Source organism: Tumidithrix elongata BACA0141, assembly GCF_036349135.1.
GTDB lineage: Bacteria > Cyanobacteriota > Cyanobacteriia > Pseudanabaenales > Pseudanabaenaceae > Tumidithrix > Tumidithrix elongata.
In genome coordinates, this window is sequence record NZ_JAZBJZ010000059.1 from 1 (window position 1) to 21,642 (window position 21,642).

General features: G+C 47.6%; 19 protein-coding genes. 4 read left to right on the top strand and 15 right to left on the bottom strand.

Translation table 11 applies throughout. The features are described 5' to 3' along the window. The first annotated feature begins 187 nt into the window (after positions 1-187). Positions 188-649: a hypothetical protein gene (locus V2H45_RS14605; protein ID WP_330484383.1), complete on the top strand. Its 462-nt coding sequence runs from the start codon at positions 188-190 to the stop codon at positions 647-649. Positions 650-664: 15 nt separating this feature from the next. On the opposite strand, the gene V2H45_RS14610 is transcribed toward V2H45_RS14605, so the two are convergent. The 4 genes from V2H45_RS14610 to V2H45_RS14625 all read right to left on the bottom strand — a co-directional run bounded on the left by V2H45_RS14610 (position 665) and on the right by V2H45_RS14625 (position 5,074). After that, entirely contained in the window at positions 665-2,248 is a 1,584-nt protein-coding gene (locus V2H45_RS14610) for an ABC transporter substrate-binding protein (RefSeq protein WP_330484384.1), read from the bottom strand. Positions 2,249-2,346: 98 nt separating this feature from the next. After that, positions 2,347-3,150: a fumarylacetoacetate hydrolase family protein gene (locus V2H45_RS14615; RefSeq protein ID WP_330484385.1), complete on the bottom strand. Its 804-nt coding sequence runs from the start codon at positions 3,148-3,150 to the stop codon at positions 2,347-2,349. A 113-nt stretch (positions 3,151-3,263) separates the two neighbouring features. Continuing rightward, positions 3,264-4,613 (bottom strand): Y-family DNA polymerase, encoded by a 1,350-nt coding sequence (locus tag V2H45_RS14620; RefSeq protein ID WP_330484386.1) that lies wholly within the window; start codon positions 4,611-4,613, stop codon positions 3,264-3,266. 23 nt (positions 4,614-4,636) lie between these two features. Then, the gene (locus V2H45_RS14625; protein WP_330484387.1) at positions 4,637-5,074 is read right to left on the bottom strand and encodes a LexA family protein; all 438 of its coding nucleotides are present in this window, start codon (positions 5,072-5,074) and stop codon (positions 4,637-4,639) included. Between the two features lie 439 nt (positions 5,075-5,513). On the opposite strand from V2H45_RS14625, the gene V2H45_RS14630 reads away from it, so the two are divergent. Continuing rightward, the gene (locus V2H45_RS14630; protein ID WP_330484388.1) at positions 5,514-5,807 is read left to right on the top strand and encodes a transposase; all 294 of its coding nucleotides are present in this window, start codon (positions 5,514-5,516) and stop codon (positions 5,805-5,807) included. A gap of 130 nt (positions 5,808-5,937) precedes the next feature. Beyond that, complete coding sequence (locus V2H45_RS14635; RefSeq protein ID WP_330484389.1) at positions 5,938-6,690, top strand: HAD family hydrolase; 753 nt, start codon at positions 5,938-5,940, stop codon at positions 6,688-6,690. Here V2H45_RS14635 and cysK read toward each other — a convergent pair. The 6 genes from cysK to hypF all read right to left on the bottom strand — a co-directional run bounded on the left by cysK (position 6,687) and on the right by hypF (position 14,423). After that, positions 6,687-7,640 carry a cysteine synthase A gene (gene cysK / locus V2H45_RS14640; protein ID WP_330484390.1) on the bottom strand — a complete coding sequence of 318 codons (954 nt, stop codon included), beginning with the start codon at positions 7,638-7,640 and terminating at the stop codon, positions 6,687-6,689. The genes V2H45_RS14635 and cysK overlap by 4 nt on opposite strands. Before the next feature lie 267 nt (positions 7,641-7,907). Then, positions 7,908-9,395: a phosphoglucomutase/phosphomannomutase family protein gene (locus V2H45_RS14645; protein WP_330484391.1), complete on the bottom strand. Its 1,488-nt coding sequence runs from the start codon at positions 9,393-9,395 to the stop codon at positions 7,908-7,910. 177 nt (positions 9,396-9,572) lie between these two features. Then, on the bottom strand, positions 9,573-10,610 hold the full coding sequence (hypE, locus tag V2H45_RS14650) for a hydrogenase expression/formation protein HypE (protein WP_330484392.1): 1,038 nt from the start codon (positions 10,608-10,610) through the stop codon (positions 9,573-9,575). 34 nt (positions 10,611-10,644) lie between these two features. Next, positions 10,645-11,796 carry a hydrogenase formation protein HypD gene (gene hypD / locus V2H45_RS14655; protein ID WP_330484393.1) on the bottom strand — a complete coding sequence of 384 codons (1,152 nt, stop codon included), beginning with the start codon at positions 11,794-11,796 and terminating at the stop codon, positions 10,645-10,647. A gap of 33 nt (positions 11,797-11,829) precedes the next feature. Continuing rightward, positions 11,830-12,060, bottom strand: coding sequence for a HypC/HybG/HupF family hydrogenase formation chaperone (locus V2H45_RS14660; protein WP_330484394.1), 231 nt, complete (start codon positions 12,058-12,060; stop codon positions 11,830-11,832). 32 nt (positions 12,061-12,092) lie between these two features. After that, positions 12,093-14,423: a carbamoyltransferase HypF gene (hypF, locus tag V2H45_RS14665; protein ID WP_330484395.1), complete on the bottom strand. Its 2,331-nt coding sequence runs from the start codon at positions 14,421-14,423 to the stop codon at positions 12,093-12,095. Between the two features lie 236 nt (positions 14,424-14,659). Here hypF and V2H45_RS14670 point away from each other — a divergent pair, with 236 nt between their 5' ends. Then, positions 14,660-17,458 (top strand): bifunctional acetate--CoA ligase family protein/GNAT family N-acetyltransferase, encoded by a 2,799-nt coding sequence (locus tag V2H45_RS14670; protein WP_330484396.1) that lies wholly within the window; start codon positions 14,660-14,662, stop codon positions 17,456-17,458. Between the two features lie 109 nt (positions 17,459-17,567). On the opposite strand, the gene V2H45_RS14675 is transcribed toward V2H45_RS14670, so the two are convergent. Genes V2H45_RS14675 through V2H45_RS14695 form a run of 5 tightly spaced genes read right to left on the bottom strand, consistent with a single transcriptional unit; the run spans position 17,568 to position 21,482 of the window. Further along, positions 17,568-18,314 carry a DevA family ABC transporter ATP-binding protein gene (locus tag V2H45_RS14675; RefSeq protein WP_330484397.1) on the bottom strand — a complete coding sequence of 249 codons (747 nt, stop codon included), beginning with the start codon at positions 18,312-18,314 and terminating at the stop codon, positions 17,568-17,570. A 41-nt stretch (positions 18,315-18,355) separates the two neighbouring features. After that, positions 18,356-19,522, bottom strand: a complete 1,167-nt coding sequence (devC, locus tag V2H45_RS14680) for an ABC transporter permease DevC (protein ID WP_330484398.1) — start codon at positions 19,520-19,522, stop codon at positions 18,356-18,358. Beyond that, on the bottom strand, positions 19,512-19,706 hold the full coding sequence (locus V2H45_RS14685; protein WP_330484399.1) for a hypothetical protein: 195 nt from the start codon (positions 19,704-19,706) through the stop codon (positions 19,512-19,514). Before V2H45_RS14685 ends, devC begins: the two co-directional genes overlap by 11 nt. Beyond that, complete coding sequence (locus V2H45_RS14690; RefSeq protein ID WP_330484400.1) at positions 19,703-20,899, bottom strand: ABC exporter membrane fusion protein; 1,197 nt, start codon at positions 20,897-20,899, stop codon at positions 19,703-19,705. Before V2H45_RS14690 ends, V2H45_RS14685 begins: the two co-directional genes overlap by 4 nt. A gap of 10 nt (positions 20,900-20,909) precedes the next feature. Continuing rightward, positions 20,910-21,482 carry a TetR/AcrR family transcriptional regulator gene (locus V2H45_RS14695; RefSeq protein WP_330484401.1) on the bottom strand — a complete coding sequence of 191 codons (573 nt, stop codon included), beginning with the start codon at positions 21,480-21,482 and terminating at the stop codon, positions 20,910-20,912. Positions 21,483-21,642: the final 160 nt, after the last annotated feature.

Below are 21,642 nucleotides of genomic sequence, written 5' to 3' on the forward strand. Positions count from 1 at the left end.
TGTGGCTTTGAACCCCCTCGAAGCATTATTTCCTCTAAGTTGAGCAATTACGAAAAATTTACTTGTCCCTTGGATTTTACGCCTAACAGATAGGCATCATTGTTGGGTCTTATTTACAGAATCTTGCCCGATCGCTTTACCTATAGCAATTGGGTATACTATAAAAAACTTACAAGATTTTCAGGCTATGGTTGTTCTAAATGGGGCTAAATTGGGTGGAAAGGCAGCATCTATCTTACTGGCTTCGAGTTTGTGCGCGATCGCGGGTTTCGGTTTGGTTCGTCCTAGTTTGGCGGAGACCACCCCTGCTCAGACACTCTCTGCTGAGAAAAAAGCTGAATGTTCGACGCTGAAAAAAGCCGTGCAAAGGTTGAACGCCCCACTCTCGAAAACAGACCTTACCCCCGCAGATACTTCTAAGGAATTAAAAGCGATCGCGAAGGGAATTCAAGACGTCAAAGTTACCGATTCCGAGCTTAAAACAATTCAGTCAGGCTTTGCCCAATCCATTCTCGAACTGGCAGAAACTGTCCTCAAGCAAAACACCAGCGACTTTCGCTCCGCGAAACTGCAACCAGCGGTGGAGAAATTCTTTAAAGATCTCTCCCCTGTTGCCAAAAAAGCAGGCGAAATTTGCCCTGGGGTCTAGTTTTTGGCCCGTCGATTAGCTGGCTCTTTTAATTGTCCAATAGGGAAGTTGTTGGGTTGGCTCAACCGTCACCCCACTAAGGCTTGGTCGCGCAAAAGCATATTCTTTATTTTGCCAAAGGGGAATGAGTGGAACATCCTTGGCAAGTAACTCTTGTATTTGGGTCAACACCAAGGAACGCTTGTTTAGATCGCGCTCTTGTCGTTCCTGAGCAATCAGTTTGTTCATTTCAGTGCTGCTATAAAACGACCCTTGTGTTTTTGTGCTTCCCTTTGTACAGAAGTTTTCCTTCGTTTCCTCGCAGTCTAAAAATGGCTTGATATAGTTGTCAGGATCGAAGAAATCGGGAACCCAGTCCAAGAGATAGGCAGGATAAGCACCCTGTTCTAAAAATCCGTAACCAACCGTATTTTCCACTCGTTCCGTTTTGATCTGCAAAATTTTCCCGACAGCCCTTTCCATAGCGGCTTTGAGCGTACTCATTACGAGGTCACCATTGCCAGCATATTGGGGCGGGTACCACAGGCTGATCCGAGCGGGATTTTGCTCGGAATAGCCCGCTTCGGTGAGTAATTTCCTAGCTAGCTCGCCATTGCCATCGCCATAGAGTTTCTGAAATGTTGGCTTGTAATCAGGCAAGGTATTGGGGAGTAGGCTGTAAAGAGAACCTCGTTGATTTTGAAATACACGTTCTTGTAGGAGCGGACGATCGATGGCTGCGGCGATCGCCTGCCGCACCCTAACATCCGTTAATGGAGGTTGTTGCACGTTCAACGCCATATAGAGAATCGTTCCTCCTTGCCCCGAAGCAACAGTCCAACCCTGCTTGGCTGCATTCACTTCTAAATTGCGAATCTGGTTGGGACTGAGGGTCTGAAATGCCACATCGACACCACCCGTTTTGAAGGAGTTAAAGAGATTTGCCCCCGACGAGAAAAACTGAATATCAATTCCTTTATTTTCAGGTTTCTTGCCCCAGTAATCGGGAAAAGCATCTAGGTGCAACACACTGCCTTCCGTATATTGGGTGAGCTGATAGGGCCCCGTACCAATTAACTTATTCGGTTCAAACCCCGTAATATTTTTGTACACGGTCGGCGAAATCGCCGCCGCGCCTGTAAAGGCTAACAATTTTGGGAAGAACTGCAAAGGCTGTTTCAGCGTAATAATTAGTTCCGTTGGTGTCGGCGCAGCAATTTTTTCAATCACATCTGAAAGCACGTAGGAAGGGGCTCCCTGCAAGCGCATAAATCGACGCAAAGAAAATGCCATCGCTCTCGCGTCAAAATCCGTGCGATCGTGAAACTTGATGCCAGTTCTAACGGGAATTGTATAAACCAAACCGTCATCGCTAACCTTGGGGAAATCGGCTGCCAACTGCGGCACTAATTCAGTTGTTCCCAATTTGTAGGTATAGAGACGCTCCGTAGTGTTGTAAAGAATATTACTCGGAAAAAATTCACTGTTGTCGGCAGGATCCAGCGTGCGAATTCTACTTGTCGTGCCGATCGTAATGCGATCGGGCGGGTTGCTACTTGGTGAGAAGTTACTATAGGTACAGGCAAAAAGAATGCTGACTAGCATCATGCTAACCAGCATAGTTCTTGAGAATATTAATCTTAGAAGTTTGGGCAAAAATCGAGTCACCAAGGAATATCTCATAGTTTCAATTTGCTTATCCGCCATAAACTTGGCATTCACTCTTCAACCACCTCTACAGGCAGGGGTTCGCGTAAAGCCACATAATTATGCAGTTTGCCAATGCCTTCGATTTCTATATAAATACGACTGTCTGCATGCATGGGCCCTACCCCTTCAGGTGTCCCCGTGAGAATAATATCTCCTGGGAAAAGCGTCATAATTTGACTAATATAGGCAACCAAAATCTCTGGTGAAAATACCATCTGATCGATCGTATTGGATTGCAGTGGTTTTTTAGAGCCATAGATAAAGGTTTGCAATAGGGCGGTTGGACTGATTTCGCGCACGATCCAAGGACCAAGGGGACAAAATGTATCAAATCCTTTGCCTCTCGTCCACTGCGAATCTTGACGCTGTAGATCGCGAGCAGTGACATCATTGGCGATCGTATAACCCCAAATCATGTTTAGTGCTTGGTGGGGCAGACAGTTAAAACACTTGCTCCCGATCACTAATGCTAGCTCGCCTTCATAGTCAACTTGCTGAGATTGGGGGGGGAGTAAAATTGTGCCATCAGGTGAAAGCAAGGTGCTAGGGGGCTTGAGAAAGAGCAAGGGTTCTTGCGGAACCTCACCTCCCATTTCGGCTGCATGGGCAGTGTAGTTTTTACCAACTGCCACGATCTTACTTGGCTCGCAGGGAGCTAAGAGTTGATAGGTTTCTGGGGCTAGCAGTTCGCCATTTGGCTTGCCGCCAGACCATGGCGCATCCGTAAGGATCTGCACAGACTGATTTAGTTCTAGTAACCCATAGCAAACTTGCCCTTGGGCATTTTTCACACGCACATAGCGATCCGCCATAACATCCTTAGAGATTGATAGGGCATTTTAGCAAGCTACATTTTAACTGAATCTGCTTCAGCAGAGCTATCAGCTATTAAACCCGATCGCGACTTTAATCGGCCGCTTTACCTTTATGCCTTAACTACGGGTAGCTCGTTCCAGTTGGTCGTATAGCCGTAGGATGGTTGCTTGCATTGGAGTTGCCAGCGTTGTTGCATCCCCGTCGCCGCAAATTTTAACGTGCCTTTACCCATTTTTTGATTTACGAGATCGATCGCTTGCATTAGCCTCTGCGATCGCTCCCGATCTTTGCGATCGAATAAATTTGTCTGAATTCGATCGGTTGACACCAACTCTGAGAGCGTAATCCCCAACTTTTTAAAACGAAATCCCGATTTAAAGATCGTTTCTACACCATCGAGGGCATAGTGCATGAGTTCGGCAGTATCGTTGCTGGCGACTGGCAACTTGATGTGGGTGGCATTGCGATATTGTGGGGCTCGATCGCCTTCTGTGTCTAAACCAAAAGGATTGGTAACTAAAGAAACTGTGAGCAAATTGGCAGCCAAACCATCGCGGCGTAGTTTTTCGGCGGCGATCGCCGTATAGGTAGCAGCAGCTTCTTTAAGCTCCTCTAGGTTCTCGACAGGTCGTCCAAAAGAACGAAATACAGCGGTTTCTTGCTTGGGGGCTGGCTCGGTTTCTAGGGCAAAACAAGAAATGCCCTGCAACTCCAGTCTGATCCTCTGCCCCACTACACCCATGATTTGTTTAACCATCTCCTCGTCGGCATCCCGCAACTGTAGGGCAGTGTGAATTCCCACGGCAGCGAGGCGATCGCTGTAGTTGCGTCCGATGCCCCACACATCCGCCACTGCCAAATTTGCCAGCGCGAACTCTTGGGCAGTGTCTGTCATCAACTCAATCACACTCCGTACAGAATTCTGGGCAAAACGCTGGGCAAAGTGCTGGGCGGAACCTTGACTAAAAGCTGCTCTCGAGATGCGTTTAGCAAGCTGATTGGCAATTTTTGCCAAGGTTTTGGTGGGGGCAATGCCCATGGAAACAGGAATGCCGACCCACTGGCGTACAACATCGACAATTTGCTCGCCATAGGCGGTGAGTTCGCAGCTACTCCAATGACTAAACCCTGATAAATCTAAAAAAGCCTCATCAATTGAATACACTTCCAAGGGGGCAAACTGTGCCAAGGTTTCCATCACTCGACGAGAGAGATCGCCATAGAGGGCGTAGTTCGAGGAATACACCTTAACGCGATGCGCCTGAATAATCCCTTGCACTTTAAAGGCAGGTACGCCCATTCCAATCCCTAATGCCTTCGCCTCTTCCGAGCGGGCAACCACACATCCATCATTGTTGGAAAGTACAACCACAGGCTTTCTTTCTAGGCTGGGCTGAAACACGCGCTCGCAGGAAACATAGAAGTTATTGCAGTCCACAAGGGCAAATTGTTTAGTCATGGGTACAACAGGGTAAATAGACACTACAAGGGATGAATCACATTCGTGACGACGCCCCAAATTTGAAAATCCATCTCTGAGCGAATCTCTAAGGAGGGATATTGGGGGTTTTCAGGTATAAGTAAGAGCTTTTGCTTTGACTGTCGCACGCGTTTTACGGTGAGTTCGCCATTGAGTACCGCAATCACGATCTTGCCGTTGGTGGGCGCGATCGCGCGATCGACAATCAGCAAATCCCCTGGGTGAATGCCTGCGTCAATCATGGAGTCCCCTGTGACGCGTACAAAAAATGTGGCAGCAGGATGCTTGACCAAATAGCGGTTTAAATCGAGCCTGCCCTCAATGTAGTCCTCCGCAGGCGAAGGAAAGCCCGCCGAGACGGGGCATAAATAAAGGGGCAATCTGAGCAGACTGGAAAAGTTAGGGGTGTAAATGTCACGAACTAGAGTGGCTATGAACATGACAGTAAGTTGTTTGATTAATGTACATTAATCAAACCATAAGAGATGCACTTCTAGCAATCCCCAAATCTTGGGACACAAAAAATCGTAGGGACAATTCATAAATTTTTCCCACGCAAAAATGATTTAGGAATGCTATCGATAACCTGATTTCGGGTTAAGGATTTCGGAACAAATCAAGCCGACTTTCTGAAACCGAGAGGTTTGATCCCCCTGCCCGATAGGGCATCCCCCTTGAAAAAGGGAAGTGAGTTCTCCCCCCTTTTTTCAAGGGGGGCTGGGGGGGATCCTTGGGATGTATAGCGTTTCAGGTTTTCTTATCCCGAACCGACGCTATCGATATCTATTTCAATTCACAATTTATGCTTAGAAGCTATTTGAGAATGTAGGAAAGCTCCATTACTTTCGTCGATGGCGGATTGATGGCACATGAGAGAAAATGAATGACCCATTGCGGCAGTTAGAGGAACAATCTGGTACGCCATCAACGGCTTTGCTTGATAGTCAATCGGTGAAGACAGGGTTACCAGGAGCTAAGCAAATTAGCGTTGATGGTGGTAAATTGGTGAATGGAGGCAAACGCCATTTCCTAGTTGATACCAGCGGACTTTTACTGATGGTTGTGGTGATTGCGGCAGGGCTTAGCGATCAGAAAGGCGCAAGACAGGTGTTTGAACGCTTGGAGCAGAAAAGACAAAAGTTTCCTCGTTTAGTACGCATTTTGGCCGTATGAATGTTTGCCACAAATGTCTGAAGTCTTTATTTACGTCACAATGATTCGCATCACGATCGAACGTTTAGCTTGACTCTTTCTATTCTCAAACAGCTTCTTAGGATAAATAGCAGAATAAATAGCAGCATCCATGAAAATTAATTCTCAAACTTTTACAGATGTGCGGTTGATCGCCACTGATGTTGATGGAACCTTGACTCACCATCACAAGTTTACCTCATCTCTATTTGACGCGCTCCAAAAGCTTGCCAATTTGAGGATTCATGTTCTATTAGTCACAGGACGTTCTGCGGGTTGGGTGAGTGCTTTGGTCAACTATTTGCCCGTGGTAGGCGCGATCGCTGAGAATGGTGGCATCTATCTCACTGCCGATGGCAAAACAGAACCCCTCGTTCTGATTCCCGATCTGACTGTCCATCGCCAACAACTCACCAATATTTTCGAGAATCTCAAACAACAATTCCCTAATTTGAATCCATCCTCTGATAATCGCTTTCGACTGACCGATTGGACGTTCGATCTCGATGGGCTATCGCCTCAGGATTTGCAAGCGATCGCTGCTTTCTGCGAAGAAAATGGATGGAGCTTCACCTACAGCACGATTCAATGCCATATCAAACCGATTGGACAGGATAAGGCAGGGGGAATTATCCAAGTATTAGAGAAACATTTTCCAGAACTGACGCGATCGCAGGTTGTCACCCTTGGCGACAGCCCCAATGATGAGTCGATGTTTAATCCTAAATTTTTTCCGCGATCAGTTGGCGTAGCCAATGTTCTCGACTACGCTCCCCAAATGCAATACTTACCCACCCATGTCATGACACAGCCAGAGGTGGAAGGATTTTATGAATTTGTGGAACTGGTTGTGGAAGCGATCTAGCTAAGTGCCACGAGTTCGGGATCTTGGAACATGGGTGTGCTGAGATAGCGTTCGCCAAAGCTGGGTTGAATCATTACCACCATTTTTCCCTTATTTTCTGGACGTTTGGCGATTTGGATGGAAGCATAGAGTGCTGCACCGCTGGAGATTCCCGATAGTAGACCTTCTTCTCTAGCGAGTCGGCGACCATAGGAGATCGCTTGCTCGTCAGTAACGGGGATAATCTCATCAATCAATTCTTTTTTGAGAACTTCTGGAACGAAGCCTGCGCCAATGCCTTGGATCTTGTGCGGACCTGGGCGACCACCTCCAAGTACCTGGCTGTTGGCGGGTTCAACGGCGATCGCTTTAAAACTAGGCTTGCGTTCTTTAAGCAATTCGGCAACACCTGTAATCGTACCACCCGTTCCCACGCCTGAAATCAAAAAGTCTATTTGTCCATCGGTATCTGCCCAAATTTCCTCGGCAGTCGTCGTACGGTGAATGGAAGGATTCGCAGGATTGCGGAATTGTTGCAGCATATAAGCATTTGGCTCAGAAGCAACAATTTCATTAGCCCGACGAATCGCACCCCCCATCCCTTCAGTGCCGGGGGTGAGTTCTAGCTCTGCACCATAGGCACGCAGCATAGCTCGGCGTTCTAAACTCATCGTTTCTGGCATCGTGAGAATGAGACGATAGCCTTTGGCGGCCGCGACCATCGCGAGGGCAATACCTGTATTTCCAGAAGTTGGTTCGACCAAAGTGGTTTTCCCGGGTAAAATTAAGCCCCTTTCTTCGGCTTCATTCACCATATTTACTCCGATCCGATCTTTGACCGAAGCAGCAGGGTTCATTCCTTCTAGTTTGACAATTATCCGCGCCACACAACCTTCAGCTTGAGGAATACGTTGCAGCTCTACGAGGGGAGTATGACCTATCAGTTCTGTAATGTTATGGGCGATTTTCATAAACTAAGTTTGTTGCTGACTTTTACGGGAATTGGTAACTTATTTTATCGCAGAGCTAGACATAGCCTACAGTTATTAAGGCTTAATTTGGATTTGCTACGATATAGCATTTAGCGATTGTCTAAAGGCAGCTCGTCATAGAGCGATCGCTCCATGTTTTTTGCCTAAAGACAGGGCTTATCCCCCCATTCGCTCCAAAATCTGGCAATCTTATCCTTTCCTTGTTTAGGATTACTCTAAAAATTGTGAAATTCTAACCGCGATAAATCATGAAAACTGATCCGCCCATGCCGAAATCCAAGTTAAGGTCTGGCGCACCAACTCAGGGGTTGAGGCTTCACAATAGAGGCGCAACACTGGCTCCGTGCCACTAAAACGGATCAACAGCCAACTGCCATCCTCTAGGCGCAGCTTAAATCCGTCGATCGCTAAGACATCCACCACTTTACGACCATCCACTAGGGTGAGAGGCTCTTGGGTTAAGGATTCTACCACCCGATCTTTTACGGCGAGGCTGGCGAGATGTTTATCAATGCGATCGTAATGCGAAAAATAATTGGTTTGCTGTTGCAAGCGCTGGTGAATTTGGCTGAGATCTTGACGGGACAGCGCGATCGCTTCCAGCAAATACAAAGCCGATAGCAGGGCATCGCGTTCGGGAATATGTGTACCGTAACCGATTCCCCCTGATTCTTCGCCGCCTAACAGAGCGGGCGTATCTCCGCCTGCACCTGACATCATGCGCTCGCCGATATATTTGTAGCCCACGGCAGTCTCATACACGGGTAGGTCGTGCAAAGCTGCAACTTTGGGCATTAAGTCCATACCGCTAATGGTTTTAATCACCTCACCACGCCAACCCCGACTTTTTGCCAGATGATCGATCAAAACAGGAATTAAGACTTGAGAGCTGAGAAAATTTCCTTCGCGATCGACAGCGGCAATGCGATCGGCATCGCCATCAAACACAAAGCCCACCGAGAGTTTCTCAGGGTTGGCATGGTGATAGGCGCGAATTTGTTTGAATAATGCTGGAATATAGCGCGGCAGGGGCTCGGGCGCACCGCCACCAAAAAGCGGATCGGCATTCGCATTCAGTTCTTCGAGAAAATCCGTCTCAAGTTCTAAAATTTTGGTCAAGCCACCTGCGGCAGCTCCATGCATGACATCGACGAATACAGCGAGATCCCCTGATAAAATCGCTTGTTTGATGGCAACTAAATCGACTTTAGAGCGCAATACCTCACAGTAGCTCTGCCATGCGTCAAATAGGGTTATTTTCCCCTGCGGTTTAGGGTCAGCTTCGTGGGTACTGTCCAATACCGCTAACTTTGCCTCGACCAAGCTCGTAAACTCAGGCGATACCGACCCACCAAAGGCCCCCTTGATCTTTAACCCCGAATAACTAGCGGGATTATGACTGGCTGTAATCACCAAAGCCCCCAGAGCTCTCTGGTCGTAGGCTGCCCAGCTAAAGGCAGGTGTGGGGGCAAAGCTATCTGCCAACATGACATCAAAACCTGCGGCAGCAACCACTTCGGCTGTGCGTTTGGCAAATTGCTCCGAAAGAAATCGGCGATCGTAGCCCACAATAATTGTATTGCTACCAGCTTGCCCAAAGGTTTCTGCCAGCACCTGTGCTGCGATCGGCGCAACCGTTGCTAGGCGATCGAAGGTAAAATCATCCGCTATAATGCCCCGCCATCCATCTGTACCAAATTTAATCGGTGGCTGTAAAAGGGGTTTCACGCTCATGGTTAAATCACATTGATAGGGAATTTGTCGTTAACTAAAACATTAAGCCATAATCCTCAGACTTGGCTAGGTTTTGCTCTCAGGTTCTGCGATCGCCATGAAAAATTAGCCACCAAAAATTCGATCTTATTTGATTTCTATTCCTTAGTACCACCTGTTTGAGTACCCTCCTTTTGCCTAACAGATGCGTGGTAATTGTTCCCCACTCAGCATATCAACAATACGGGTAGAGCCTATTTGGGTTCGCATCGTCACCAGATTGGCTTGGTTGTCTGTAACTTGACCGATCGCGCAGGCATCTCGACCGAAGGGATGCGATCGCATAATTTCCAATGCCTTATCTACCTGTACCTGTGGGATAAAGGCAATAAACCTGCCCTCATTGGCGACGTAAAGCGGATCGAAGCCTAGAATTTCGCAGGCTCCCTGTACGTCCTCTCGCACGGGAATTGAGTTCTCTGCGATTGCGATACCAACATTCGCTGCGAGGGAGATTTCATTGAGGGCACTGGCTAGTCCACCGCGAGTCAGATCTCGCATCATATGAATATCAATTCCCCCATCTAAAAGCAGTTGCACCAGATCCGTCAATGGAGCCGAATCGCTTTCGATCGCGGTTTCAAATTCTAAGCCCTCGCGCACTGCCATAATTGCAATACCATGACGACCAATATCGCCATTCAAGAGAATTGCATCACCCTGCTGTACGGATTGGGGTGCGATCGCTAGGTCATGTTCGATGATGCCTACACCAGAAGTATTGATAAAGATGCCATCTCCCTTACCTTTATCGACTACCTTCGTGTCACCTGTGACGATCTGCACGTTGGCGAATTGAGCGGCTTGCTGCATCGAGCGCACGATTTGCCATAACGTTGACATCGGTAACCCCTCTTCCAAAATGAAGCTGGCACTGAGGTAAAGCGGACGTGCCCCTGCCATTGCCAGATCGTTGACCGTGCCATGCACTGCCATAGAACCAATGTCACCCCCTGGGAAGAATAAGGGATGGACGACATAGGAATCGGTTGTAAACGCAATTCTAGATGGGGAAGTATTCGCTTTGTCGTTGGTGAGATACAATGCCGCTGCATCGTGTTGGCAGTGTGTCGGTATCGCAAATGTCGGCACAAACATCTGGGAAATTAACTGGTGCATGAGTTTCCCGCCCCCACCATGGGCTAACATCACATGGGGATATTGCTGGATCGGCATAGGACAGGATAAGTGGAAATCTTGAGGTTCTGACTTAGGATTTAACATGGATGGATTTAACATGGATTTCAGGCATGGCGTCATGCTTGCGATAGCGATAGTAGGCAGCGCAGGCTCCCTCTGAGGAAACCATCGGCGCTCCTAGAGGGTGTTCGGGGGTACAGATAGTGCCAAAAGCAGAACATTCGTGCGGTTTCTTGATGCCTTGCAAAATCAGTCCACTGATGCATAAATCGGATTCAGTATTCCTCTTGCGATCTACTTCATGGGATATTAAGGGAAGGGGAAAGCGCTGGTACGCATCGAATGCAGCATAGTTATCTTGCAATCCCAAACCGCTCTCGGCAATCTCGCCAATCCCTCGCCACTGCTGCGGTACGACCTTGAATACTTCGCCGATCAGTTCCATGGCTTTGATGTTGCCCTCCCGACGGACAGAGCGGGTATATTGATTCTCTACTTCTGCTTTATCCGATTCCAATTGTTGAATGCATAGGTGAATTCCTTGCAAAACATCAATGGGCTCAAAACCTGTGACGACAATGGGGACATGGTACTTTTGGGCAATCGGAATGTATTCGTTATATCCCATCACGGTACAGACGTGGCCCGCAGCTAGAAAACCTTGGATGCGACAGTCAGACGAACTGAGAATCGCCTCCATTGCGGGTGGAACCAAGACATGGGAGACAAGCATCGAGAAGTTTTTGAGATCGAGTTGTTTGGCTTGATAGATTGCCATCGCTGTGGCTGGGGCAGTCGTCTCAAACCCCACTGCAAAAAAGACTACCTGTTTATCGGGATTTTGTTGGGCGATTTTCAAGCAATCTAGGGGAGAATAAACAATCCGAATATCCGCTCCCGTCGCTTTCACAGCCAGCAGATCGATCGCACTGCCAGGTACGCGCAACATATCGCCAAAGGAGCATAAAACTACATCGGGCTGGGAAGCGATCGCGATCGCGCGATCGATCCGTTCTATGGGCGTAACACAGACGGGACAACCGGGCCCGTGAATCAGGGTAATGTTTTTAGGCAGAAGTTCGTCAATGCCATATTTCACAATGGCATGGGTCTGTCCTCCACAAATTTCCATAATCGTCCAAGGTTGGGTGACGAGGGAGGCAATTTCCTGCGCTAATTGCTGGGCGATCTTGGCATCGCGGAACTCATTGACGAATTTCATAAATCACTTCCATAGCCAATTCAAAGGCTTCTATTAAGCTTCTAAAGCCATTTGCTCTAAATCGCGTAGCGTCTGTTCGGCTTCAGCTTCGTCTAAGATTGCGATCGCAAATCCCACATGTACGACCACGTAATTTCCCACCTCGGCTTCAGGGACATAGGCCAAATTTACCTCCTTGACGACACCGCCAAAGCTGACTCTGCCCGATCGCGTTAAGTCATCACCCATCATACTGAGAATTTTGCCTGGTACTGCTAAACACATAAATCCATGCTTAAAGTGTTCCTATTATAGTCCTACAAAGCGCTGATGTCGCGTAAGATAGCGATCGTCTGCCCCACGGCTAGCCCTCCATCGTTCGGTGGGACTTGCTGATGCCAGAATGGAGCAAAACCCTCTTGTCTCAATCTCTGTACGGCACGTTCCGTTAAATACTTGTTTTGGAAACAGCCCCCCGTTAGCATAATTTGGGATGTGCCGACGCGCTCGGCTACCGCAACGATCGTTTCTACTAAGGTATTGTGGAACTTGGCGGAAATTTGACTGAGGGGGAGTTGGTATTCGAGATCTTGCAGAATCGCCGCGATCGCAGGCGACCAGTTAATTACTTCACCCAGAATATCGAATTCATAAGAAGCCTCTATTCCCTGATCCAGTATAGACTCTAGTTCCATTGCTGCCTGACCTTCAAAACTTGCCTGCTGGCAAACATCTAACAACGAAGCGATCGCATCAAATAGCCGTCCCACACTGGAAGTTAAGGGGGAATTCAGATGTTTGGATAGCATCACCGCGATCGCATTGAGTTCTTGGGCAGAAAAAGCTTGTAAAGTCTTGGAATTGGGAAGCGATCGCAAGCGTTCCCCAAAGATTCCCCATAGGATGCCCAAGGCAGCACGTCGGGGCTGTTTGACCGCTTTCTCGCCACCAGGTAAAGGAAATGGGCGAAAATATGCCACCCGTTCCCACGATGTTTCTGCGATCGATAGGAATTCTCCGCCCCAGATTGTGCCATCCAAGCCGTAGCCCGTGCCATCCCAAGCAATTCCCAATACTGGCGGCGAGATTTGATTGTCCGCCATACAGGACAAAACATGGGCATAGTGATGCTGTACGGGAATTACGGGAACCTTGAATTGCTGCCCTAACTTTTGGGCGAATTGACTGGAGCGATAATCGGGATGGGCATCACAGGCGATCGCCTTGGGTTGAAATTCGTAAATACTACTCAGGCTGGAAATTACAAACTGGAAATTCTCAAAGGCTGGAATCGTCTCCAGATCGCCAATGTGCTGGCTCAAGAAAATTTGACTATCAAATCCCAACGCGATCGCATTTTTTAAATGTCCGCCCAAAGCAAGGATTCCCTCCGATCCTTTTATTCCTCGAGGCATTAAGGGGGGAAGAGTCAGGGGAAGGGGGGCATAACCTCTGGCGCGACGCAGTACCATAGGGCGATCGCCCATCACCCGCACCATGGAATCATCAACGGGTCGAACAATCGGGCGATCGTGAACGAGAAATGCATCGGCGATATTCCCTAGGCGTTCTAAGGCTTCGCGTTCGTCAATACAAATCGGTTCGTCGGCAAGGTTACCACTGGTTGCGACAATGGGAAATTGCAATATTGCCATCAACAAATGATGGAGGGGCGTATAGGGAAGCATAACACCTAGATAGGGATTCCTAGGAGACACATCCTCGCAGGGGAACTTAAGTTTGCTCTGTTTGTGTAAGAGGACAATGGGGGCTTCGGGCGATCGCAACAGGTTCTCTTCCAGTTCGGACACCATACAATCCGATCTAATTTGCGCTAGGGAAGGATACATCAAGGCAAAGGGCTTGTGGGGACGCTGTTTGCGTTGGCGTAGTTGTTGGACGGCGACACGATTTCGCGCATCAACAACTAGATGAAATCCGCCCAATCCCTTAATTGCTAAAATTTTCCCCTCTGCGATCTGAGCCGCCGTTTCCACTAGAGCGCGATCGCCACCCGCGAGAACCTTGCCATTCCCATCCCATAATTCCAACTGCGGACCGCAATCAGGGCAGGCATTCGGCTGGGCGTGAAAGCGACGACTGAGGGGATCGGTATATTCTGACAGACAGGCGGGACACATGGGAAAGTCATGCATGGTGGTGTGTCTGCGATCGTAGGGCAATGCCTTGATAATGCTGTAGCGGGGGCCGCAGTTGGTGCAATTGGTAAAGGGGTAGCGATCGCGGCGATCGCTAGGAGCGAAAATTTCACCCAAGCAGTCGGGGCAGGTGGCAAGGTCGGGTAGGACGATCGCGGACTTAAGGGACTTTATGCCTAAATCGCTCGCTGAGGTCGTTTCTGAGGTGCGAATGCTAAATTCTTTATAACCCACGGAATCGAGCCATGTGGCTTCAATGTGGTGGATCTGCGATCGCGGTGGCTTTTCTATTTCCAATCGCTGCCGAAAGATTTCGAGTTGTTCTTGCTGACCTTCTACTTCGATCAGCACGCCTTGGACGGAGTTATGTACCCAACCTCTAAGTTTCAACTCTGTGGCAAGTCGGTAAACAAAAGGACGAAACCCCACCCCCTGAACTGCGCCTCGAATCTTGAGGAACAATCTTTGTATGGTTTGGTCTAACGCCATGATTTTAGATCCTTAGAATTAGAGGTGTTCGAGGACGGCAGGTGGTTATGTGAATTTCGATATTAAAAAGGAACTGCTCTAGGTTGGATGATTAAACCAAGCGCACTAGTGAGATAATTATTGTATAGGTCTAAGAAAGACCTTATTCATTGATTCTTTAACTTTTTCCCTTGCTTCTTGATATCTAGAAAGCGAAGGAATTGTTTGCGTATTCTAATAAAGATGGATTATCAATTATGCAGACTCCCATCTCCTTCACAACCGATCCTGCCTATGACATTCTGCGTTCCGAGCGCCAACCCCTTGGCTCGATCTTCACCCCAAAAACTGTCGCTGCGATCGGGGCAAGCGAGCAGGTGGGTAGTGTGGGACGCACCCTATTGTGGAACCTGATCGGCAATCCCTTTGGCGGCACAGTATATCCTGTTAATCCCAAGCGCAACAGTGTCATGGGGATTAAAGCTTATCCTAATATTGCAGCTGTGCCCGAACCTGTCGATCTCGCGATTATTGCCACGCCTGCCGCTACAGTACCAGGGATCATGAGTGAATGTGTTGAGGCAGGAGTCAAGAGTGCTGTGATTCTCTCGGCGGGTTTCAAGGAAATTGGTCCACTAGGCATCGAACTAGAACACCAGATCATAGAGCAAGCACGTAGGGGCAGAATGAGAATTATCGGCCCTAATTGTTTGGGGATCATGAACCCACATACAGGACTCAATGCTACCTTTGCTCCTAATATTGCGCGACCGGGGAATGTTGGCTTTATCAGTCAAAGTGGTGCGCTTTGTACGTCTATTTTGGACTGGAGTTTTCGAGAAAATGTCGGGTTCAGTGCCTTTGTTTCCATCGGTTCTATGCTGGATGTGGGGTGGGGCGATCTGATCTACTACCTCGGCGATGACCCTCGCACCCAAAGTATTGTAATTTACATGGAATCGATTGGGGATGCGCGATCGTTCCTCTCGGCAGCGCGTGAGGTGGCTCTGACCAAGCCAATTATCGTGATTAAAGCAGGTCGCACCGAGGCCGCAGCGAAGGCGGCAGTTTCCCATACAGGATCGCTAACGGGTAGCGACGAAGTTCTCGATGCTGCCTTTCGGCGCTCTGGCGTACTCAGGGTTACGCGCATTTCGGAACTTTTCAATATGGCAGAGGTATTGGCTAAACAGCCTCGACCGAAAGGTCCACGTCTGACCATCATTACCAATGCTGGGGGACCAGGGGTGCTGGCAACTGATATGCTGACCGCTACGGGGGGCGAACTGGCGGAACTCTCAGAGTCAGCGATCGCCGATCTAAATCGCGTATTGCCGCCCTTCTGGAGCCATAGCAATCCTATTGACATTCTAGGAGATGCACAGCCAGAACGCTTTACGAATGCCTTGGAAATAGCAGCAAAAGATCCCGGCAGCGATGGTTTACTGGTGATTCTTACGCCTCAATCGATGACCGATCCCACCCAAACTGCCGAGCACTTAAAAGCCTTTATCAAAGAACGGGGAGGGGCGATGCATGGCAAGCCCATTCTGGCTAGCTGGATGGGTGGAGCCGAAGTCATGGCGGGTGAAGCCATTCTCAATAGTGCGAGCATTCCCACCTATATCTATCCCGATTCTGCTGCTCGGGTATTTAACTACATGTGGCAGTACAGCTATAATCTGCGCGGTATTTACGAAACCCCCGCCTTACTGGAAGATCGGGATGGATTGCCCAGCCGATCGATCGCTGAGGAATTAATTGACACCGTAAGACGGGAAGGTCGTACCGTAATGACCGAAGTGGAATCCAAGCAGATTCTTGCAGCCTATGGGATTCCGACTGTTAAATCCTGTGTTGCAACGAATGAAGACGAAGCGGTCGATTGTGCCAATTTGCTTGGTTTTCCAGTTGTACTCAAACTGCTCTCCAAAACCCTCACCCATAAAACCGATGTGGGCGGCGTACAGTTAAATCTCATGGATGCCGATGCGGTTCGTTGGGCCTATCGTGCCATTGAAACCTCAGTGAGTGAGAAAGCTGGGGGCGAAAATTTCTTGGGGGTAACGGTACAGCCCATGATTAGACTTGACGGTAGTTACGAGCTAATCGTCGGTAGCAGTATTGACCCGCAATTTGGTTCGGTGCTGCTATTTGGATCGGGCGGGCAACTGGTAGAGGTGTTTAAAGATCGGGCGATCGCACTGCCACCCCTTAACACAACCTTGGCGCGACGCATGATGGAACAAACACAAATCTACAAGGCACTCAAAGGCGTGCGCGGACGTCCTCCCGTCGATCTTGCCGCTCTAGAGGAACTGCTGGTACGCTTTAGCCAACTTGTGGTGGAACAGCGTTGGATCAAAGAAATTGATATTAATCCATTGCTAGCATCCCCAGGGGAGAAGGGTTCTTTACTTGCCTTGGATGCTCGTGTGGTTCTATACGAGCCTCACGTTCGCGAAGATGAGTTGCCAAAACTGGCAATTCGTCCCTATCCCACGCAATATGTGTCGCCTTGGACGATGAAAGATGGCAAGACTGTCACAATCCGACCCATCCGACCCGAAGATGAAACCTTGTCCGTACAGTTTCACAAGACACTTTCAGAGCAAAGTGTTTATTTTCGCTATTTCCATTTAGTCAAGTTGAGTCAGCGCATTGCCCACGAAAGACTGATGCGCCTCTGTTTTATTGATTATGATTGCGAGATGGCTCTGGTGGCAGACTATAAGAACCCCATTACCGAAACCCATGAGATCTTGGCTGTAGGTCGATTGAGCCGACAACATGGTGTAAATGAGGCGGAGTACTCGATCATGGTCAGCGATGCCTTCCAGCGGCAGGGCTTGGGTACGGAGATGCTACAACGGTTAATCCAAATTGGTCGGAACGAAAAACTCGATCGCATCACCGCTGAAATTTTGCCTGAGAATGTGGCTATGCAGCGAATCTCGGAAAAAGTAGGTTTTCGCCTAAAGCGTGCCATGGATCTTGTGAAAGCGGAAATCGATCTAAGAGCGATCGCTTCGCTATCAACTGATAAAGTCAATTGATAGCCTTGACTCAACCATTATGTGCTGGAAGTGCATAATGGTTGAGTTCGTTTTTGGGGATAGAGAACGAGAGAATCTATGACGATGCGTAAATATGAATAATAAAGAACTAGTTTTTTTGCAACTTTCCGTCTTCCATATAGATAATCCGATCGGCAATATCAAGAATGCGATTGTCATGGGTAACTAATAGAATCGCACAGCCCTGCTCTTTTGCTAGTTTTTGCATGATCTCAACTACATCACGTCCAGACTTTTTATCGAGTGCCGCAGTCGGCTCATCGGCTAAAACAATTTGGGGTTGCATAACTAAAGCCCTCGCGATCGCGACACGCTGCTTTTGTCCGCCCGACAAACTATCTGAGTAATAGTCAACGCGATCTTTGAGCCCTACATATTCTAAAATTTGCGTGGCTTTGGCATCCATGTCGAGGTCTAGCATGCGATCGTGCAATTCGATCGCCATTCGCACATTTTGTTTTGCGGTCAAAAAGGTCATCAAATTGTGAGACTGAAAAATAAAACCAATCTGGCGACGCACCTCCACAAGTTTTTGTTTTGAGGCGTTATACATTTCCCGACCTAAGATTTTGAGACTGCCTTCCTGTGCTGTTCGTAAACCACCCATTAAACTCAGTAATGTGGTTTTACCAGAACCGGAGGGCCCAGTCATAATCACTATTTCGCCTTTAGCAATATCTAGATTAATATCAAACAGAACTTGTTTGCGAAGTTCCAAATGCTCTAACTGCCCAAAATAGTGATTGAGATTGCGAATGGAAATTATTGATTCGCCAGAAATCAGTTCGTTGTCTGAGTTGTGCGGAAAAGATTGATTCTGGGAGTCTTGAAACATAAATAAGAAGTAGATATGAAGTTTCAACAGGGCTCAAAGGGTTAGAAAACATCAGCAGGATCGGCAGTTCGAAGTTTTCGCATCGAAATTACGCCTGAAATACTGCACATCAACACGGTCAAAACCAACACTGTAATCGCCCGTTCGCTGGTCATCGAAATTGGTAAGAGCGTCGCAAAGTAGGCAACTTGATAGAGCCCGAACGAGAGAATGAAGCCCGGGATGTAGCCCAATATGGCAAGGAGTAAAGCTTCTTGCATGAGGACAGCGAGTAAATAGCGATCGCTGTAGCCCATCGCTTTTAAGGTGGCATATTCAGGCAAGTGATCCGATACATCGGCATAGAGGATTTGATAGACGATCACAATACCCACGATAAAACCCACGATCACCCCTAAACCAAAAATAAAGCCGATTCCCGTTCCATTTGACCAGTATTCTTTTTCGATTTGAGCAAATCCTTCAAGGGTCAGAACTTTGATGTCTGTGGGAAGTCCTTTAATTAATTGCGATCGCATTTTTTCGGGATCCATACCACTTTTAAGCCTGATTAAACCCACCTCGATCTGGTCAGGTTGGCGAGTTGGAAATAACTGTAAAAAAGTAGAGTCGCTGACAATCACATTGCCATCGGCAGCAAAGGAAGCCCCATTGGTAAATAAACCCTTAACAGTGATGACCTTGCTATTGAGTTCTGTCTCTAGGCTGCCTTGTCGATCGAATATTGTCCCGATCTCTCCGTATTCAGGACGACTGGCGCGATCGAAGAGAACGTGATTTAGCTGTTTCAGTTCATTAAGATTTTGATTGACCTCTTCAAATTTGAACGCAGGATTGGTTGGTTCGATTCCCCAAATCAAAATGGCTCGACTCAGCCTTGTCTCAGGATTTTGCCATTGACCAGTATTAATATATACAGGACTTACCGACTCGACACCTTCATAGCTTAAAGCTTGGTAGAGGCGATCGCGTGAGAAACTTTTCACAGAAAACAGCGTTTGAAACTGAGGATTAATCAAAACGATATCGGCTTGCAGATTGCGATGGGGTTTAATCGCTGCGTCATAGAGCGCTCCTTCAAATCCCATTTGAATAAATATGAGCAGAGTTGCAAACGTAATACCTGCGATCGCTACAAGTAGGCGAGTTTTCTCTCGTTTGACCTGCATCCATGCTAGAGGAGTTCGCTTTAAGAGTTTACGCAGCATCTTTCCCTCTTCTTTGGGACAGGTATTCAACTAGAATTTCAATGGGCTTAAACATTGCAATCGTAAGCAGTACGTTAATTACATCAGGATCGTAGGCAATGAAATATTCGATATCTTCGCCACAGCTCCAAGCCCAAGCGATCGCCATGAGTATTTCCGAATTGAACAATATAGAGCTTTTCATGATTTTTCTAGATCGATGGCAACTTGAACTTGGAGGTTTGTGAATTTTTCTACCCGTTTGCTATCTTCGGCTGTTAAGCGAATTTTGACCTCTACCACACGTCGATCGAGATTTTCGCCAGGTTGATTGCTGAATACATTTTGGCGCAGCACTTGTAAGCCCACTTGAACCACAGTGCCCTTGACTTCGCCAACAAATGCCTGACTGGAAATCTTGGCGGTTTGTCCAACTTGGATTTTGTTGACATCGGTTTGATATACCTCTGCAATCGCAACCATTTGAGCTGTTTGACCAAAATCTGCGATGCCCTGCGAACTCACCTTCTCGCCAACACGAGTATAAATTTTGAGAATCTGCCCCGTAAATGGAGCGCGAATGTAAGCCTGTTGGAGTTCGGCTTGTGTCCGTTTAACCGCTGCGATCGCATTGTCAATTTCGGCTTGAGCAACTTGGATATCTACAGGACGAACTTCTGCAATACGGGAAAGATTGGCTTCGGCTTCGTCAATCTGCGATCGCAAAGTGTCAGAGGTTCTGGTTCTAGACGATCGCGTCTCGCGCAGTCTTGCCTCTGCGGTTTCCATCGTCAAGCGTTTGCTATCAAGGAGTGATTGAGAAATTCCACCTTCGCGATAGAGTTGCTGGTATCGATTGAATTCAGTTTGGGCGTTATTAAACTCTGCTTCGACCCTTGCGATCGCGGCAGTTTGGGTTGACATCTCTCCTTGAAGTTCGGCTTGAATGCGCCGAATGGTAGCCGACTGCGCTTGAATCTCGCCATACTTTGCGCCTGCTTGCACCTGCGCTAAACGTGCCTCTGCGATCGACACTCTTTTCTGTGCTTCCTCAAAAGCCGCTTGCAAGCGATCGCGACTATCTAAAACGGCAATGATTTGCCCCTTTTCCAGGCGGTCACCCTGTTTTACTTGCAGTTCGGCGATGCGATCGCCATCTAAAATGACTGGCACTCCAAGTTTAACGATTTCGGTTTCAGGTTCCAGCCTTCCTAAAGCCGTAATCTTCTTTGTCGTAATTGTTGTGTTATCTGGCTGAGATAAGTTTCTAGTGCCAACCTGCCCAAATTGAGACAAAACATAGGTAACAAGCCCTCCCGTCATCAGAATGCCCAATCCGATCGCGGCGATCGACCAACGGTTGAGCAGTTTATATTTTGAGAATATTTGAAAGATCATCTTTGTTGTCTCAATTTATCAATGCCAATTCATAAGTCATCAAACGCTTTAGCAAAGAAGTCTGTTCGCTAAATGAGGCGCATTTCCCTTCATAGAGCTTTCCGAATAATAATCCATCAAAAAATGTCAGCATGAAATCAATCTTTGCCATGTCAGAGATCTCTAGATATTCAGCGATCGCCTGTCGGGTTTTTTCCCATACATCTTGCAAAATCTCCATATCTAAGCCACCATTCAGGCGCTGATGTTGATAGAAGTCTATAAACAATAGATTTTGCTTAAAGAAATAGTCTTGGTATTTCTCCACATAATCGATCAGGGCTTCGATGCGATGTTTGAGCGATAGATTTGGTTCGACTTCTGCTAAAAAGAGTGAAATATCTCGCTGGGTAATTTCTTCAACCAACTGCAAAAACAAAGATTCTTTACTGGGAAAATAATGATAGAGGGTTCCGGTGGATACAGCCAAACCTTTGGCAATTTCGCGCATGGTAATTTTGCTATAGCTTTTCTCGGCAAGCAGATCGAAGCTTTTATGTAGAAGCTGTTTGCGATATTGCTCGCGATCTATAATCTTGGGCATGTGGACAAATCTATCAAAAAGATTTATATCGAACGATCGATATATTAACACACAGCTTTTTAACTTTTCAATAGGGGGCAATTCATATACTGCCTCTACCCACAAATCAAATAGGATTGCTATAGATTCAGTCTTTAAATTGGTCTAACGTCTAGCAGCC